This is a genomic window from Nocardioides panacis, assembly GCF_019039255.1.
GTDB lineage: Bacteria > Actinomycetota > Actinomycetes > Propionibacteriales > Nocardioidaceae > Nocardioides_B > Nocardioides_B panacis.
Genome location: NZ_CP077062.1, coordinates 1,827,950 through 1,841,875, shown reverse-complemented (window position 1 = coordinate 1,841,875; position 13,926 = coordinate 1,827,950). Strand labels below are relative to the sequence as shown.

General features: G+C 74.5%; 12 protein-coding genes and 1 pseudogene. 6 read left to right on the top strand and 7 right to left on the bottom strand.

All coding sequences use genetic code 11. The annotated features are described in order from the left end of the window. The first annotated feature begins 51 nt into the window (after nt 1-51). Nucleotides 52-633, top strand: a complete 582-nt coding sequence (locus KRR39_RS24610; protein ID WP_254185621.1) for a DUF7586 domain-containing protein — start codon at nt 52-54, stop codon at nt 631-633. Between the two features lie 64 nt (nt 634-697). Then, nucleotides 698-1,117, top strand: coding sequence for a hypothetical protein (locus KRR39_RS08910; RefSeq protein ID WP_216941677.1), 420 nt, complete (start codon nt 698-700; stop codon nt 1,115-1,117). A gap of 142 nt (nt 1,118-1,259) precedes the next feature. Here KRR39_RS08910 and KRR39_RS08905 read toward each other — a convergent pair whose 3' ends face one another. Together KRR39_RS08905 and KRR39_RS08900 are read right to left on the bottom strand one after the other, a co-directional pair. Beyond that, a complete protein-coding gene (locus tag KRR39_RS08905; RefSeq protein WP_216941676.1) occupies nt 1,260-2,648 on the bottom strand; it encodes a TldD/PmbA family protein in 1,389 nt (462 codons plus the stop codon). A gap of 43 nt (nt 2,649-2,691) precedes the next feature. After that, nucleotides 2,692-4,215, bottom strand: a complete 1,524-nt coding sequence (locus KRR39_RS08900) for a TldD/PmbA family protein (protein WP_216941675.1) — start codon at nt 4,213-4,215, stop codon at nt 2,692-2,694. A gap of 134 nt (nt 4,216-4,349) precedes the next feature. Here KRR39_RS08900 and KRR39_RS08895 point away from each other — a divergent pair, with 134 nt between their 5' ends. After that, nucleotides 4,350-5,675: an ATP-binding protein gene (locus KRR39_RS08895; RefSeq protein ID WP_216941674.1), complete on the top strand. Its 1,326-nt coding sequence runs from the start codon at nt 4,350-4,352 to the stop codon at nt 5,673-5,675. 4 nt (nt 5,676-5,679) lie between these two features. On the opposite strand, the gene KRR39_RS08890 is transcribed toward KRR39_RS08895, so the two are convergent. The 5 genes and pseudogenes from KRR39_RS08890 to KRR39_RS08875 form a co-directional block, all read right to left on the bottom strand. Beyond that, complete coding sequence (locus KRR39_RS08890; protein ID WP_216941673.1) at nt 5,680-6,165, bottom strand: phosphatase domain-containing protein; 486 nt, start codon at nt 6,163-6,165, stop codon at nt 5,680-5,682. Between the two features lie 54 nt (nt 6,166-6,219). Then, on the bottom strand, nt 6,220-9,018 hold the full coding sequence (locus KRR39_RS08885) for an SbcC/MukB-like Walker B domain-containing protein (protein WP_254185620.1): 2,799 nt from the start codon (nt 9,016-9,018) through the stop codon (nt 6,220-6,222). A 55-nt stretch (nt 9,019-9,073) separates the two neighbouring features. After that, nucleotides 9,074-9,250, bottom strand: a pseudogene (locus tag KRR39_RS26010) (AAA family ATPase); the annotation flags it as partial. After that, entirely contained in the window at nt 9,250-10,446 is a 1,197-nt protein-coding gene (locus tag KRR39_RS08880; RefSeq protein WP_216941671.1) for an exonuclease SbcCD subunit D, read from the bottom strand. The pseudogene KRR39_RS26010 and the gene KRR39_RS08880, both read right to left, overlap by 1 nt. Before the next feature lie 38 nt (nt 10,447-10,484). Further along, nucleotides 10,485-11,354: a formate dehydrogenase accessory sulfurtransferase FdhD gene (locus KRR39_RS08875; RefSeq protein WP_216941670.1), complete on the bottom strand. Its 870-nt coding sequence runs from the start codon at nt 11,352-11,354 to the stop codon at nt 10,485-10,487. 86 nt (nt 11,355-11,440) lie between these two features. Between KRR39_RS08875 and KRR39_RS08870 the strand changes: the two genes are divergently transcribed. From KRR39_RS08870 to KRR39_RS08860, 3 genes are all read left to right on the top strand, one after another. Beyond that, the gene (locus KRR39_RS08870; RefSeq protein WP_216941669.1) at nt 11,441-12,250 is read left to right on the top strand and encodes a phosphatase PAP2 family protein; all 810 of its coding nucleotides are present in this window, start codon (nt 11,441-11,443) and stop codon (nt 12,248-12,250) included. Between the two features lie 340 nt (nt 12,251-12,590). Continuing rightward, complete coding sequence (locus KRR39_RS08865; protein WP_216941668.1) at nt 12,591-13,334, top strand: hypothetical protein; 744 nt, start codon at nt 12,591-12,593, stop codon at nt 13,332-13,334. Nucleotides 13,335-13,344: 10 nt separating this feature from the next. After that, on the top strand, nt 13,345-13,923 hold the full coding sequence (locus KRR39_RS08860) for a GNAT family N-acetyltransferase (protein WP_216941667.1): 579 nt from the start codon (nt 13,345-13,347) through the stop codon (nt 13,921-13,923). Nucleotides 13,924-13,926 lie beyond the last annotated feature (3 nt).

Below are 13,926 nucleotides of genomic sequence, written 5' to 3'. Positions count from 1 at the left end.
TCCTGGCGGTGGGTGACGAGCGGGTGATCGCCCCCCGCGACGATCGCGGAGATGTGCATCCCCCAGTCGGGGTCCCGGGCGAGCGCCCTGACGAACAGCCACGGCCTGGGCATCGCGCTGGCCCGCGGTGGCTCCGGCTTCCTCGTCGGGCACACGGGGTCGATGCCGGGCTTCCTCGCCGGGTGCTTCGCCGACCCCGTCCGTCGTACGGCTGCGGTGGTGATGGCGAACGCCACGGTGGGCATGCGCTGCGAGGGTCTCGTGGTGGACCTGCTCGATACGCTCGAGCAGTGCGAGGGCACGGTCCCGGTGCCGTGGCGGCCGAGCCGCGACGTACCGGAGTCGGTGCTGGAGATCCTGGGCGTGTGGCACTGGGGCAACACGGCGCTCAGCTTCGCGTGGGACGAGAAGTGGTTGGTGGTGTCCAACCCGGTCCGGCGCGCCGAGTCGCACCGCTTCGTGCCCGAGGAGGGCGGCACCTTCCTGGGGACGCGGGGCTACCACAACGGCGAGCGGCTGCACGTCGTGCGCAACGACGACGGCAGCATCAACCACCTGGTGTGCGAGACGTTCGTCTACACCCGGACGCCGTACGACCCGGCCGCGCCGATCCCCGGCGGTCACCCCGGCTGACGTCCTGGTGGTCTCGTCTGCCCGGGACGATGCGGTGCGCTCCTGGCCGGTCCACGGTGGCCGGATGAGGAGCTCTCGCGTCCCGGCACCCGCCCTGGCCCTGTGGGTCGCCGTGCTCGCGCCCGCCCTGGTGTCGTGCGGTTCCGCGGAGAAGGCGCCCTCGGACTTCTGCAAGTCCGTGGCCGGCCTGGACTCGGCGGTGACCCAGATCAACCAGTCGCCGCTGACCAAGTCGTCGGTGGCCGCCGTCCAGGACTCGCTCGACCAGATCGACGCGGCCGCGAAGAACCTCGTCGACACCGCCGGCTCCCAGTTCCCCGGCGAGGTGGCGGCGGTGCAGGCCGGGGTCACCGCGCTGGACGCGAGCGTGAAGGCGGCGGTCGACCAGCCCACGCCGCACCACGTGAACGCCGCCCGGACCTCGATGCGGGCCCTGACCACCGGTGTCGACGACCTCTCGAAGGCCACCTCCTCCGCCTGCTGACCCGGCGCGTCCGGCGGCCGGAACGCCGCCGACCCGGCGCGTCTGGCGGGCGGGCGCCGCCAGAGTCGCCGGGTGGGCGGGGGCTGGGGCGCCAGAGTCGCCGGGTGGGCGGGGGCTGGGGCGCCAGAGTCGCCGGGTCGGGTCAGTTGGCCTGGGAGACCGTGGACATGTTGAAGTCCGGGACCCGCAGGGCGGGGGTCGCGGTGCGCGGGAAGTAGTCGCCCCACTCGCGCGAGAAGCTCGGCGCGGTCGCCGACGCGTGCGAGAACCGGCGCAGCAGGTCGACCGGGCTCTCGTTGAACCGGAAGTTGTTGACCGCCCCGGTGACCTCGCCGTTCTCGACGAGGTAGACGCCGTCCCGGGTCAGCCCGGTGAGCAGCAGCGACTGCGGGTCCACCTCCCGGATGTACCACAGGCAGGTGACCAGCAGGCCGCGCTCCACGCCGGCGACCAGGTCCTGGGTGCTGCCGGTGGCGCCGTCGACCTGCACCACGAGGTTGTCGATGTAGGGCGTGACGGGCTGGCCGGTCAGCTTGGCGGAGTACCGGTTCTGCAGCAGCGCGGTGAGCGTGCCGTCCGTGATCCAGCTGGTGCGCGACAGCGGCAGTCCGTTGTCGAAGACGCTCTCGATCGCGTTGCTGGACGACGCGCTGACGAAGGGCGTGGCCTCGAGCCGGGGGTACGTCGGGTCGGAGAACATCTGCAGCGGCTTGTCGGAGAGCCGCTCGCCGATCCTCGTGCCACCGCCGCGCTTGGAGAACACGGTCTGGCCGTCGTGGGCCTCGCGGGCCGCGGCGGTCCAGTAGGCGTAGATCATCAGGTCCGCGACCGCGGTCGGCGGCAGCACGGTGTCGTAGCGGCCGGCCGCCAGCTCCACCCGGCGCGACGCCCAGCCGAGCCGCTGGACCAGCTCGGCGTCCATCGCGTGCGCGTCGACGTCGCTGAAGTCGCGGGTCGCGCCGCCGACCCAGGCGCTCGTGGACAGGTCGGTCGGCTTGGCGGTGCAGCCGTAGTGCCCGGTGGGCTGGACGTGCCGCAGCCGCAGCCCGGTGCTGCTGCCGAGGTACGTCGTCGTGACGTCGTGGTCCACGAAGCCGTAGAGGATCCGGTCCTCGGCGGTGGCCCGGCCGAACGCCTCACCGAGGGCCGGCGCGAACGTCGAGTAGACCTCGATGGACGTCTCCCCGGACGGGTCGAACCAGTCGGCGTCGGCGTCCCCGGTCGGCAGCTCGGCAGCGTCCTCCGCCGGGCTGCTCGCCTTCGCGGCGGCGTCCGCCTGCTCGACGATGCGGGTGACCTGCTCGGTCGAGGCGGCGCTGCCGGACACCGAGCCGGACGCCGTACCCTCGCCGGTGCCGTGGAAGGCGACCACGGTGACCGTGACGGAGTGCATCACGCCGTTGGTGGTCAGGGTGTTGTTGGCCCAGCGCAGGTTCGCGCTGGTGGAGTCGTGCACGATCACCACGCAGTGGTCGGAGGAGGTCGCCTTCAGCGCGTGCTCAACGAGCTCCTGCGGACTGGCTGCAGTCATGAGGTGGGTCCTTCGCTAGCGGGACGAGAGGGAGCCGGCCGGGTCACGAGCCGGACTCGGCGGTGGTGTTCAGGACGTTCACGTCGCGGAACAGCGACGTCGGGCAGCCGTGCGAGACCGACGCGACCTGGCCGGGCTGGGCCTTGCCGCAGTTGAACGCGCCGCCGAGCTCCCAGGTCTCCGGGCCGCCGACGGCCTCCATGGAGCCCCAGAAGTCCGTCGTGGTGGCCTGGTAGGCGACGTCGCGCAGCTGGCCCGCGAGGCGTCCGTCCTCGATCCGGTAGAACCGCTGACCGGTGAACTGGAAGTTGTAGCGCTGCATGTCGATCGACCAGGACTTGTCGCCCACGACGTAGATGCCGCGCTCGACCTGCCCGATGAGCTCGTCGGTGCTCGGCCCGTCGGCGGCCGCCTGCAGCGACACGTTGGCCATCCGCTGGATCGGGATGTGGCCGGGGGAGTCGGCGTAGGCGCAGCCGTTGGAGCGGCCGCCGTTCAGCTCGGGGTGCATCAGTGCCATCGACCGGTCGAGCTGGTAGCCGACCAGGACGCCGTCCTTGACGATGTCCCACTCCTGGGTCCGGACGCCCTCGTCGTCGTACCCGACGGTGGCCAGGCCGTGCTCCTGGGTCCGGTCCCCGGTGACGTTCATGACCGGCGACCCGTACTGCAGGGTGTTCAGCTTGTCGATGGTCGCGAACGAGGTGCCCGCGTAGTTGGCCTCGTAGCCCAGCGCCCGGTCGAGCTCGGTGGCGTGGCCGATCGACTCGTGGATGGTCAGCCAGAGGTTCGACGGGTGGATCACCAGGTCGTAGCGACCCGCCTGCACCGACGGCGCCACGAGCTTCTCGGCGAGCAGACCGGGCAGCTGCTCGAGCTCGCCCGCCCAGTCGTAGGCTCCGCCGACGAGGTACTCCCAGCCGCGGCCGACCGGCGGGGCGATGGTGCGCATCGAGTCGAAGACGCCGGACTTCTCGTCGGTGCCGAACGCCTCGAACATCGGCTGCAGGCGGACCCGCTGCTGGGTGGTCGTGGTGCCGGACAGGTCGGTGTAGAACTTGTTCTCCACGACCTGCTGCAGGGTGCCGGAGGCGTGCTGCACGCCGGGCGCGTCGAGCAGCTGCCGGGACCACCCGGCCAGCAGGTCGACCTTGTCGGCGAGCGGCACCGACAACGGGTCGATGTCGTAGGCCGACACCCACTCGACGTCGCGGTACGTCGGCTCCGGGGCCAGCTCGATCGGCCGCGACGTCATCGCCGCGGCGACCTGCGCCGTGCGGATCGCGGTCTCGGTGACGTGGACGGCGGTCGTCTGGCCCAGGCCGACGCCGGAGGCGAAGCCCCAGGCGCCGTTGAGCACGACGCGGACGGCGAAGCCCACGTCCTCGGAGTCCGAGGCACCCTGGAGCCGGCCGTCGCGCACCCGGACGTCCTGCGAGCGGATTCGCTCGAACCGGAAGTCGGCGTGGCTGACGTGGAAGTCCTGGGCCCGGGCGAGCGCAGCCTCCGCCATGCGGCGGTAGGGCAGCGCGGTGAACGACGCGTCGATCTCGTGCGGCGAGGTCATGCCCCGAGGCTATGTCGCCCGGTGCCGGGACGTCCCCCCGGGTCCCGTGTGTCCCTCCTGTTTCGGGCCCCGCCGGATGGGCACCCTGCGGTCGGGGGGAATCTCTCCTGCCACCACCCTCGACAGGAGCGCTCATGGACTGGCTGGTCAGCGGACAGCATCCCGACGTCGCCGGCCGTGCCGCCGCCCTGGTCGGTGACCACCTGCGCCGGCACGCCGCCGACCCCGGCACGGTGGCGCAGGCGCTGCGCGAGACCGAGCAGCTGGTGTCCTCCGCGTTGACCCCCGCGACCGCCGCGCTGCGCCTGCGCCTGGACTGGACGGGCGCGCTGCCCACGCTGGCGGTCGGCCGGCTGGCCGACGCCCCCGCCGGTACGACGGACGGAGCGGTCGTCCCGGTCCGCGAGCGGCCGGCCGTCGACGCCCGGGTCGAGGGCGGCGTCGGACCGGTCGACCTGGCCGTCGAGCGACGGGTGCAGGAGATCTTCCGGGCCGGACCGCCACCCACCCCCCTGGTCGACGTGGACCCGCGCCGCGACGGGGCGGCCGCGGTGGCGGTGGCGCTGGTGGCGGCCCGGGAGGCCCACCCGACCGTGTCCGGCCCCCAGTCCTCGGGACTGGCCGGCGCGATCCTGGCGCAGGCGGCCATGGACCGGGAGACCGACCTCGACGCCCACGAGGCGGCGGCGCTGATCCAGGAGCTGCACGCCGCCCTGGGCAGCGACGCGCAGGTCGAGGTCAGCGAGGACGGCGTCCTGGAGATGTCCATGACCACCTGCCCCTTCGGTCCGGGGGTCGTGAACGCCCCGTCGCTGTGCCACGTCACCGCCGGGCTGGCCGGCCAGATCGCGGCGCGCGTGCAGGGCCACGCGACGGTGCTGATCGACGAGACCCGGTCGCTCGGCGACCCGGGCTGCCACCTGCACGTGCGCCTGGAGCCCGCGCAGGAGGACGTCCGCGGGGAGACCCACCAGTGGCCGACCGTGGCGACCACCCGCAACGAGCCGACCCCGCACCTCGACCTGTCCCTGAGCCTGCCCAACGAGAGCGGCAGCGTGCCGGTGGTGCGCCGGCTCGCGGCGCAGGCGCTGCGCGCGTTCGGCGTGCTGGGTGAGGACATCGACGACGTGCAGCTGGCGATCACCGAGGCCTGCGCGAACGTGGTGGACCACGCCAACGACGCGGACACCTACGAGGTGAAGGTCGAGCTCGCCGCGGACCGCTGCGCCATCACGGTGGTCGACCAGGGGCGGGGCTTCGACGCCAGCGCCGTCGCCGGCCCGCCGGCGCTGGACTCCGAGTCCGGACGCGGCCTGATGCTGATGCGCGCGCTGGTCGACAACGTCGCGTTCCAGAGCGAGCCGCGGGCCGGGGCGCTGGTGCACATGGTGAAGACGCTGCGCTTCGACCACGAGCACCCGTTGTGGCGCGACCGCGACCTCCCGCACACCGGGACCTGAGCGGTCAGGTCCGGCCGTCGCGCTCCTGCGCCTCGCGCAGGGCGCTGTGCTCGCCCATCCAGGTGGCCGGCAGGACGTCGAACCCGGCGCGACGCGCCGCGTCCAGGACCCGGGGGTCGTCGTCGACGAGGACCACGACGGTGCTGGTCTCCGCCAGCTCCTCCAGTACGTCGACCTTGTAGACGCTCGAGGGCCGGTAGTCGTCGACGGGACGCAGCAGCAGCGGGCCGTCGGGCAGGTCGTGCCGGGCGAACCAGCGCTCGGTGACCGCGCGGAGCCGTTCGGGGCGGCCCGAGAGGTAGACCAGGTCGTAGACCTCCGCCAGCGCGCGGACCGTCTCCTCGCCCTCCACCAGCAGCCCGTCGTCACCCGCGCCGGCGAAGAACTTCCGCCAGTCCTTGGGGTGCTCGGTGACGTGGTGCAGGCGGTGCCGGAGGTCGGCGACGACGCCGTCGATGTCGATGACGGCCACCATCGGCTTGTCGCTCACCCGCCCATCATGCCGCCCGCGCCCCGCGCCCCGGCCGACGGCCGCCCGTGGCGGTCAGCCGACGAGGGTCGTCACGTCGATCGACGAGCCGGACCGGCCCTTGCGCACGTGCACCTGGGTGGGGATCCGGTTGCGCAGCTCGCTGACGTGGCTGACCACCCCGACGGTGCGGCCGCCGGCGCGGAGCCCGTCGAGGCGGTCCATGACGTCGTCGAGGGTGTCGGCGTCGAGGGTGCCGAACCCCTCGTCGACGAACAGCGTCTCGATCTCGGTGCCGCCTGCCTCCTGGGTGACCACGTCGGCCAGTCCGAGCGCCAGCGACAACGAGACCACGAACGTCTCGCCACCGGACAGCGTGCTCGGGGCCCGGGCGTCCCCGGTCCACTGGTCGACGACCTCCAGGCCGAGACCCGCCTGGGAGCCCTTGCGGGCGGCCCGGTCGGTGCGCTGGAGGAGGTAGCGCTGGTCGCGCATGTGCCCGAGCCGCTCGTTGGCTGCGGCGACGACCTGGTCGAGCCGGGTCGCGAGGACGTAGGCGGAGAGCCGCATCTGCAGCTGGTTGTCCTGGCCGAGGCCGCGCACCAGCTGGGACATCGCCTCGGCCCGGAGCGACTCGTCGCGCAGCGGGGCCCACGCGGTGATCGCCGCCTCGAGCCGGGCGACCAAGGCGGTGACGGCGTCCACGCACGCCTCGGCGAGGTGCACCGCTCGCGACGCCGCGACCTCGGCGGCGCGGGTCTCGGCGAGGTCGGCCTCCAGGACGGCCAGGTCGACGTCCGGGGCCGGCGCCGCCCCGGCGAGGTCGGCGACGTGCTGGTCACCGAGGATCTCCCGGGCCCGGTGGGCGACCCGCTCGCGCTCCTCGAGCAGGGTCCGCAACCGCTGCTGGTCGGCGGCGTCGAGCACGGAGGCGCGCACCGCCGCCACGGAGTCGAAGGCGTGCTCGGCGGCGGCGTCGGCCGTCTGGCTGCGGAGGTCCGCCGCCCGCTCGAGCGTCCGGTCGGCCTCGTCCACGACGCGTCGCACGGCCTCCACCTGGTCGGCCAGCCGGGTCAGGTCCTCGACCGCGTCGCGCAGCGAACCGCTCGGCACGTCGGCCAGCTCGGCGTCGACCTCGTGCACGGTCTCCTCCAGGCCGGCGACGGTCTGCTGCAGCCCCGCGATCGCTGCGGACGCCGCGGCCTGCCGCGAGGCGACCGAGGCCTGCTCGGCCCGGGTGCGGTCGACGGCGGCGGCGAGCCGGCGCTGGTCCTCGCGGGCCTGCTCGGCGTCCGCGAGCTCGGCGGAGACCCGGGCGAGCTCGTCCGCGGCGTCCTCGGGCGTGCGGCCCTCGGCGGCCGTCACGCACTGCGCCCGGCGGTGCTCGGCGTCGGCGAGCGCCCGGGCCGCGAGGTCGACGCGCGCGGACAGCCGGGCCACCTCGGCGTCGGCAGCGTGCTGGTCGGACTCGGTGACCGCGTCGTGGGAGGGCAGGGCCGGGGCGGGGTGCTCCGGGCTGCCGCACACCTGGCACGCCTCGCCGTCCGTGAGGGCGCCGGCCAGCTCGGCCGCCATGCCGGCCAGCCGCCGGGCCAGCAGCACCTGGCGGTGCTCGCGGGCGGTCAGGGCCTGGTCGCGGGCCTCGCGGTGCGCGTCCGCCAGCGTCAGCACCTCGGCGTCGGCGGCGAGCAGTCCGCGCGCAGCCGTGCGGCGCCGGCGGGCGGTCTCGAGCGACAGTGTCAGCGCCTCGTGGCGCGCAGCCCGGGCGGTCGCGTCCTGGAGGCGCTGCAGGAGCTCGACCAGCTCGGCGGGGAGCTCCCCGGCGCGCGCGGACGTCTCGGCGAGCTCGGTCCCGGCCTCGCGTAGCCGCGTGCGGGCGGCCACCAGGTCACGCCGGGCGAGGGCGCCGGCCGCCTCGCGGGGGAGCAGGGTCTCCAGCCGGGTGGCCCGGGCCCGGGTGTCCCGGACCAGGCCGACCAGCTCGTCGGCCGTGCCGAGCCTCGTCTCGTCGGCGTCGACCGGGCAGCCCGGCGAGGCGAGCACCTGCGACAACGAGAGCAGCGCGCGTCCGCGGTCCCGCTCGGCGCGGGTGGCTGCCGACTCGGCCTGGTCGAGCAACGCCAGCAGGGGACGGCAGGTCGCGGCCCGCTCGGCGGCGTCCAGGGTGGCACGCACGGCGACCGCCTCGTCCTCGGACGCGTCGAGCGCCGCCAGTTCGTCGCGCGCAGCGGCGACCCGGGCTGCCAGCTCGCGTGCCTGCAGGGCCGCGGCGTGCCGGGCGACGGCCTCCGTGACGGCGGTGCCGGTCGCCGTGCGGGCGAGCGTCGCGGTCGCGAGCACCGCGCGGGCGTCGGCGAGCCGGTCGAGTGCCCAGCCCAGCACGCGGCCGTCCGAGGCCGCCGGGGCGAGGTCGTCACCGGCCAGGTCGTCGGGGGTCGGCACGCCGGCCCGGTCGGCCACGCCGTCGAGCAGGCGTTGGACGTCGGCCTGGTCACGGCCGGAGCGGCCCTTGAGCTCCCGGCTGTGGTCGTGCACCCAGTCCTCGATGCGTGCGAACCGGTCGGTGCGGAACAGGTGCTGCAGGACGGCGTGCCGCTCCTGGGAGGACGCGCGCAGGAACGTCTGGAACTCGCCCTGCGGCAGCAGCGCCACCTGGACGAACTGGGAGGCGTTCATGCCCATCAGCTCGGAGACCATCAGCCCGACCTCGGCGGCCCGGGCGGACAGGAAGTGGTCGCCGCCGCCGGTGGTCTCGGTGATCGACGCGGACGCCTTCTCGGCCAGCAGGCCGTCGCCGCGCTTCTTGGGTCGCGACCACTCCGGCGTGCGGCGTACGACGAACCGGCGGTCGCGCACGCTGAAGTCGAGCACCACCTCCGGGGGGTACGTCGACCGGGGCGTGCTGCGACTTGAGCGCCTTCACGCCGCGCACGCCGGGCACCTGCCCGTAGAGCGCGAAGCAGACCGCGTCGAGCAGGCTGCTCTTGCCGGCGCCGGTCGGTCCGGTCAGCAGGAACAGCCCGGCGTCGTTGAGGTCGTCGAAGTCGACGGTCTCGGTGCCGGCGAACGGGCCGAACGCGGTGACGGTCAGCCGGTGCAGCCGCATCAGCCCACGTCCTGGTGGCCCAGCCGGAAGTCGGCGTCCCGGTCGTCGTCGATGCGGCACGAGTCGCAGGCGAGCTGGAGCAGCAGCTCCTCCTCGGTGGTGGCCTCGAGGGCGCGGACCTCCGCGACGAAGCCGAGCGCGACGTCGATGTCGCTGCGGCCGTCCACGCGCGGCATGACCGGGCCCCGGGCGCGGACGGCGCCCTCCGGCTCGAAGCCGATCATCAGCGTGTGCGGGAACCGGGCGGCGAGCCGGTCCATGGCGTGCAGCGGGCGGCGGGCGTCGGTGAGCGTGACCTGGAGCCAGGCGTCCTCCGCGTCCGCGTGCCGGGGGTCCGCGAGCAGGTCGTCGATCCGGCCGCGGAGGGTGCGCAGCCGCCGCGGCACCGGCGCCTCGACGAACTCGGCGGCCCGGACGCCCTCGGCGCCGAGGTCGACCAGCCAGGAGCCCTTGGTCTGGGCCGCCTCGGAGAAGGAGTAGGCCAGCGGGGAGCCGCTGTAGCGGATCGACTCGGTCAGGGTCTGCCGGCCGTGCAGGTGCCCCAGGGCGGCGTAGTCCACCCCGGCGAACAGGCTCGTCGGGGCGATCTGGATGCCGCCGACCGAGATGTCGCGCTCGCTGTCGGACGCCATCCGCGGGGCCGCCTCGGCGCTGCCGGCCACGAAGGCGTGCGCGAGCACCACCGAGCGGGCGCCCGGCCGGGAGGCCAGGTCGGCGTCGACGCGGGCCATCGCCGCCGTCAGCGCGGCCTCGTGGCTGCGGGTGGGCAGCTCCCAGGCGGTGCGGACCGCGTCGGGCTCGAGGTAGGGGATGCCGTAGACGGCGACCGGGCCGTGCTCGTCCTCGAGGAGCACCGGTGTCCCGACGTCCTGCCAGCGGGTCCGCAGGTGCACGCCTGCGGCGTCGGCGAGCCGCGCGTTGAAGCCCAGCCGGGCCGGTGAGTCGTGGTTGCCGCTGGAGACCACCACCTGGGCCCGCGAGGACGCCAGCCGGGCGAAGGTGTCGTCGGCGAGCTCGACCGCGTCGACGGGCGGCAGGGCCCGGTCGTAGACGTCGCCCGAGAGCACCACGAGGTCGACGCCCTCGGACTCGACGACCGCGAGCAGGTGGTCGACGTACGTCGCCTGGGCACCGAGCATCCCGACACTGTGGAACGACCGTCCCAGGTGCCAGTCCGAGGTGTGCAGGATTCGCATGGTTCGACGCTAGTCGGCCCCGCCGACAGAACCGTCCCTCACACGCCCAGCCGGTCGGCCGCCGAGTAGACGACGTACCGCTCGCCGCGCACGAACCCGGCGGTGCACAGCCCGGCGCGGGTCGCCAGGTCCACCGCGAGGCTGGAGGGCGCGCCCACCGCGGCCAGCACGCCGATGTCCGCGACGACGGCCTTCTGGACGATCTCGAAGCCGATCCGGCCGCTCACGCAGAGCATCGGGACCGCGGGGGAGAGGCCGGCGAGCACCCGGGCGCCGACCACCTTGTCCACCGCGTTGTGCCGGCCGATGTCCTCGCGGACCAGCAGGGGAGCGCCGGCCTCGTCGAAGAGCCCCGCGGCGTGCAGGCCACCGGTGGAGTCGAAGACCCGCTGGGCGTCGCGGAGCCGGCCCGGCAGGGCGAGGAGCACCTCGGACGGCACCGCCAGGCCGTCCCAGCGCGAGGACGACCGCACGTCGCACATCGCGAGGACGTCGTCGATGCTCTCGGTGCCGCAGACCCCGCAGGCCGACGAGGCGGCGGACAGCCCGGCGAACCGCTCGGCGGGCGCCTTGCGGGGCAACCGGCCGAGCTCGACGGTGACGACGTTGAACTCCTGCTCGGGGGCGAGGGCCTCGTCGGTGCAGTAGGCGACGGTCCGGAGGTCCTCGGAGGAGGCGAGCACGCCCTCGGCGTACAGAAAGCCGGTGGCCAGCTCGAAGTCGTGGCCCGGGGTGCGCATGGTCACCGCGACCCGCTCGGCCGCCCGGCCCGGCCAGGCCAGCCGGATCTCCAGCGGTTCCTCGGTCGCGAGGCGGTCCTCGTGCCGACGGACCGCCCCGTCCGGGCCAGTGGTGACCTCGTGCACACGGACGCGTGTGCTGGGCCCCGGGCGACGCTTCAAGCTCATGGTCAACAGCCTATATTTGCAGGAAACCGCGACCGGCCGACCGGCCCGCGGTCAGTGGCTTGCGCAGGCACGGGGAGGCGACCGGGATGGGCTGGAGACGTCGCTCCGAGGCGACGGCCCACGACGACTGGACCAGCGAGGTCTCCTCCGGGCTCGCGCTGGCCGGCTTCCTCTTCCTGGTCTTCGTCGGCTTCACGCTGCTGGCGATGGGTCCCCTGATCTCGCTGGACGCCTACTTCAACCTGGCTCCGCCGCCGCACGGCTGGGTGCCGTTCCTGCACGTGCTGGACCGGATCGGGCAGCGGGCGGTGTGCCTGCCGGTCCTGGCCGTCGCGACGTTCGTGGCCTGCCGCTACCGGGAGACCTGGCGCCCGGTGTGGGTCGTCGCCGCGTCGGTGTTCTCGCTGAACCTGCTGGTGCTGGTCCTCAAGGTGCTGCTCGGCCGGGGGCAGCCCGGTGCGGCCGACCCGGCGTTCTTCGTCGGCGGGATGGCCTACCCCTCGGGGCACACCTCCAACATCGTGCTCGTCTACGGCCTGGTGGTGTACCTCCTCGGCAGCTACCGGGCGGTGAGCGTGACCACCCGTCGGGTGATGTGGTCGGTCGTGGTGCTGCTCTCGGCGACCATGGTGGTGACGTCGCTCACCCTCAACTGGCACTGGTTCGCGGACCTGATCGCCGGGCTGATCATCGGCGGGGTGGTGCTCCAGCTGACGGCGGCGATCGACACCGCGGTGCCCGACACGGTGCTCAGCGGTGGCCCCCGCCAGCTGCTCCGCGCGGCGCGCCGGCGGCTGCACCGGGCGCCGGCCGAGCCGCCCGTGGTCCCGCCCGTGGTCCCGCCCGTGGTCCCGCCCGTCGTCCCGCCGGTGGTCCCGCGCCGCGATGCGTCCTAGCCGGGGGGGCCGTCACCGCGGTGCTGCTGGTGGTCGCCGTCCGGCTGCTCGGCCTGATCGTGCTCGCCCTCGCGGCGGCGCACGACGGTCGCAGCGCGCACGCGCGGCTCGTGCGGTGGGACTCCCAGTGGTACGCCGGCATCGCCCGCTCGGGCTACGGCCACACGGTGCTGCACCCGGACGGACGGCAGCTGTCCGACTACGCGTTCTTCCCGCTCTACCCCCTGCTGGAGCGCGCCGGCCGCACCCTGACCGGCCTGGCGTACGTCGATGTGGGACTCGTCGTGAGCGGGCTGGCGACCGTCGTCGCAGCCGGGGGATCTACGCCGTCGGCGCCCGGGTGCACGGCGTCCGCGCGGGTGTCGTGCTCGCCGTGCTCTGGGCGGCGCTGCCGGTCGGGGTCGTCACGTCGATGGCCTACAGCGAGGCGCTGTTCACCGCGCTCGCGGCGTGGGCGCTGCACGCGTGCCTGCGACGCCGCTGGCTGCTGGCGGGACTGCTGGCCGCCCTCGCCGGCCTGACCCGCCCGGTGGGTACCGCGGTGGTGGCCGCGGTGGTCGTGGCGGCGGTGGCGCAGGTGCTGCGGGAACGCGGCGCCCGTCCGCCGCTCGGGGCGCTGCTCGCTCCTGCCGGGCTGCTGGGGTACGTGGGCTGGGTCGGGCTGCGGGTCGGCGAGCCGGACGGGTACTTCCGGGTCGCCCGTGGCTGGGGCAACGGGTTCGACGGCGGCCGGGCCTTCGCGGCCTGGGCCGGGGAGCTGCTCACCGGGCCGCAGTGGCCGCTGGGCGTGCTGCTGGTGCTCGGCGTCGCCGTGCTCCTGGGGCTGCTCGTCCTGTCAGTCCGCGACGGCCAGCCGGCGCCGCTGCTCGTGTTCGCCGGGGTGCTGCTGGCGCTGGCGCTGACCACGTCGGGCTACTTCGGCTCGAAGCCGCGCTACCTGCTGCCGGCGTTCCCGCTGCTGATGCCGGTGGCGCTGCGGCTGTCCTGGGCCGGCCCCCGCACGGCGGCGGCGGTCCTCGGCGTGCTGGCGGCCGGCTCGGCGGCGTACGGCGCGACCTGGCTGCTGGGCCCGGGTCCCCCCTAGGGTCGACGACGTGGAACACGACCTGCACCTCACCGGACCGGTGGTCACGCTGGTGCCGCTGGCGACCGCGCACGCCGCCGCCCTGGCCGGGCTCGGGGACGCCGCGGCGTACGCCTGGCACACCTCGCCGCTGCCGCTGACCCCCGACACCGCCCAGCAGAGCATCGAGGCGCTCCTCGACGACACGACCACGCTGGGGTTCGCGGTGACGTCCAGCAGCGACGGCGGGCTGCGGGGGATCACGTCGTTCTACGAGCACGTGCCCTCCGTGCCGCGGGTCGAGATCGGGCACACCTACTACGGCCGGGACTTCTGGGGCGGCGACACCAACCCGCACGCCAAGCTGCTGATGCTCGGGCACGCGTTCGACACCTGGTCCTGCGAGCGGGTGGCGCTGCGCTGCGACGCCGACAACACCCGGTCGGCCGGCGCGATCCGGCGGCTGGGGGCGCAGCCCGAGGGCGTGCTGCGCGGGCACCGCCGCCGGCACGACGGGACGGTCGCGGACACGGCGTACTTCTCGGTCCTGCGCGCCGAGTGGCCCGTCGTGCGTGCAGGCCTGCTGGCCCGCACGGAACCCGGGGCGTAGCCG

Coding starts and splice junctions, on each gene's coding strand:
- KRR39_RS08900 (WP_216941675.1), bottom strand. CDS start 4,215: ATGACCTCGCCGCACGAGATCGACGCGTCGTTCACCGCGCTGCCCTAC.
- KRR39_RS08870 (WP_216941669.1), top strand. CDS start 11,441: ATGGGCTGGAGACGTCGCTCCGAGGCGACGGCCCACGACGACTGGACC.
- KRR39_RS08875 (WP_216941670.1), bottom strand. CDS start 11,354: ATGAGCTTGAAGCGTCGCCCGGGGCCCAGCACACGCGTCCGTGTGCAC.
- KRR39_RS08895 (WP_216941674.1), top strand. CDS start 4,350: ATGGACTGGCTGGTCAGCGGACAGCATCCCGACGTCGCCGGCCGTGCC.
- KRR39_RS08910 (WP_216941677.1), top strand. CDS start 698: ATGAGGAGCTCTCGCGTCCCGGCACCCGCCCTGGCCCTGTGGGTCGCC.
- KRR39_RS24610 (WP_254185621.1), top strand. CDS start 52: ATGTGCATCCCCCAGTCGGGGTCCCGGGCGAGCGCCCTGACGAACAGC.
- KRR39_RS08905 (WP_216941676.1), bottom strand. CDS start 2,648: ATGACTGCAGCCAGTCCGCAGGAGCTCGTTGAGCACGCGCTGAAGGCG.
- KRR39_RS08880 (WP_216941671.1), bottom strand. CDS start 10,446: ATGCGAATCCTGCACACCTCGGACTGGCACCTGGGACGGTCGTTCCAC.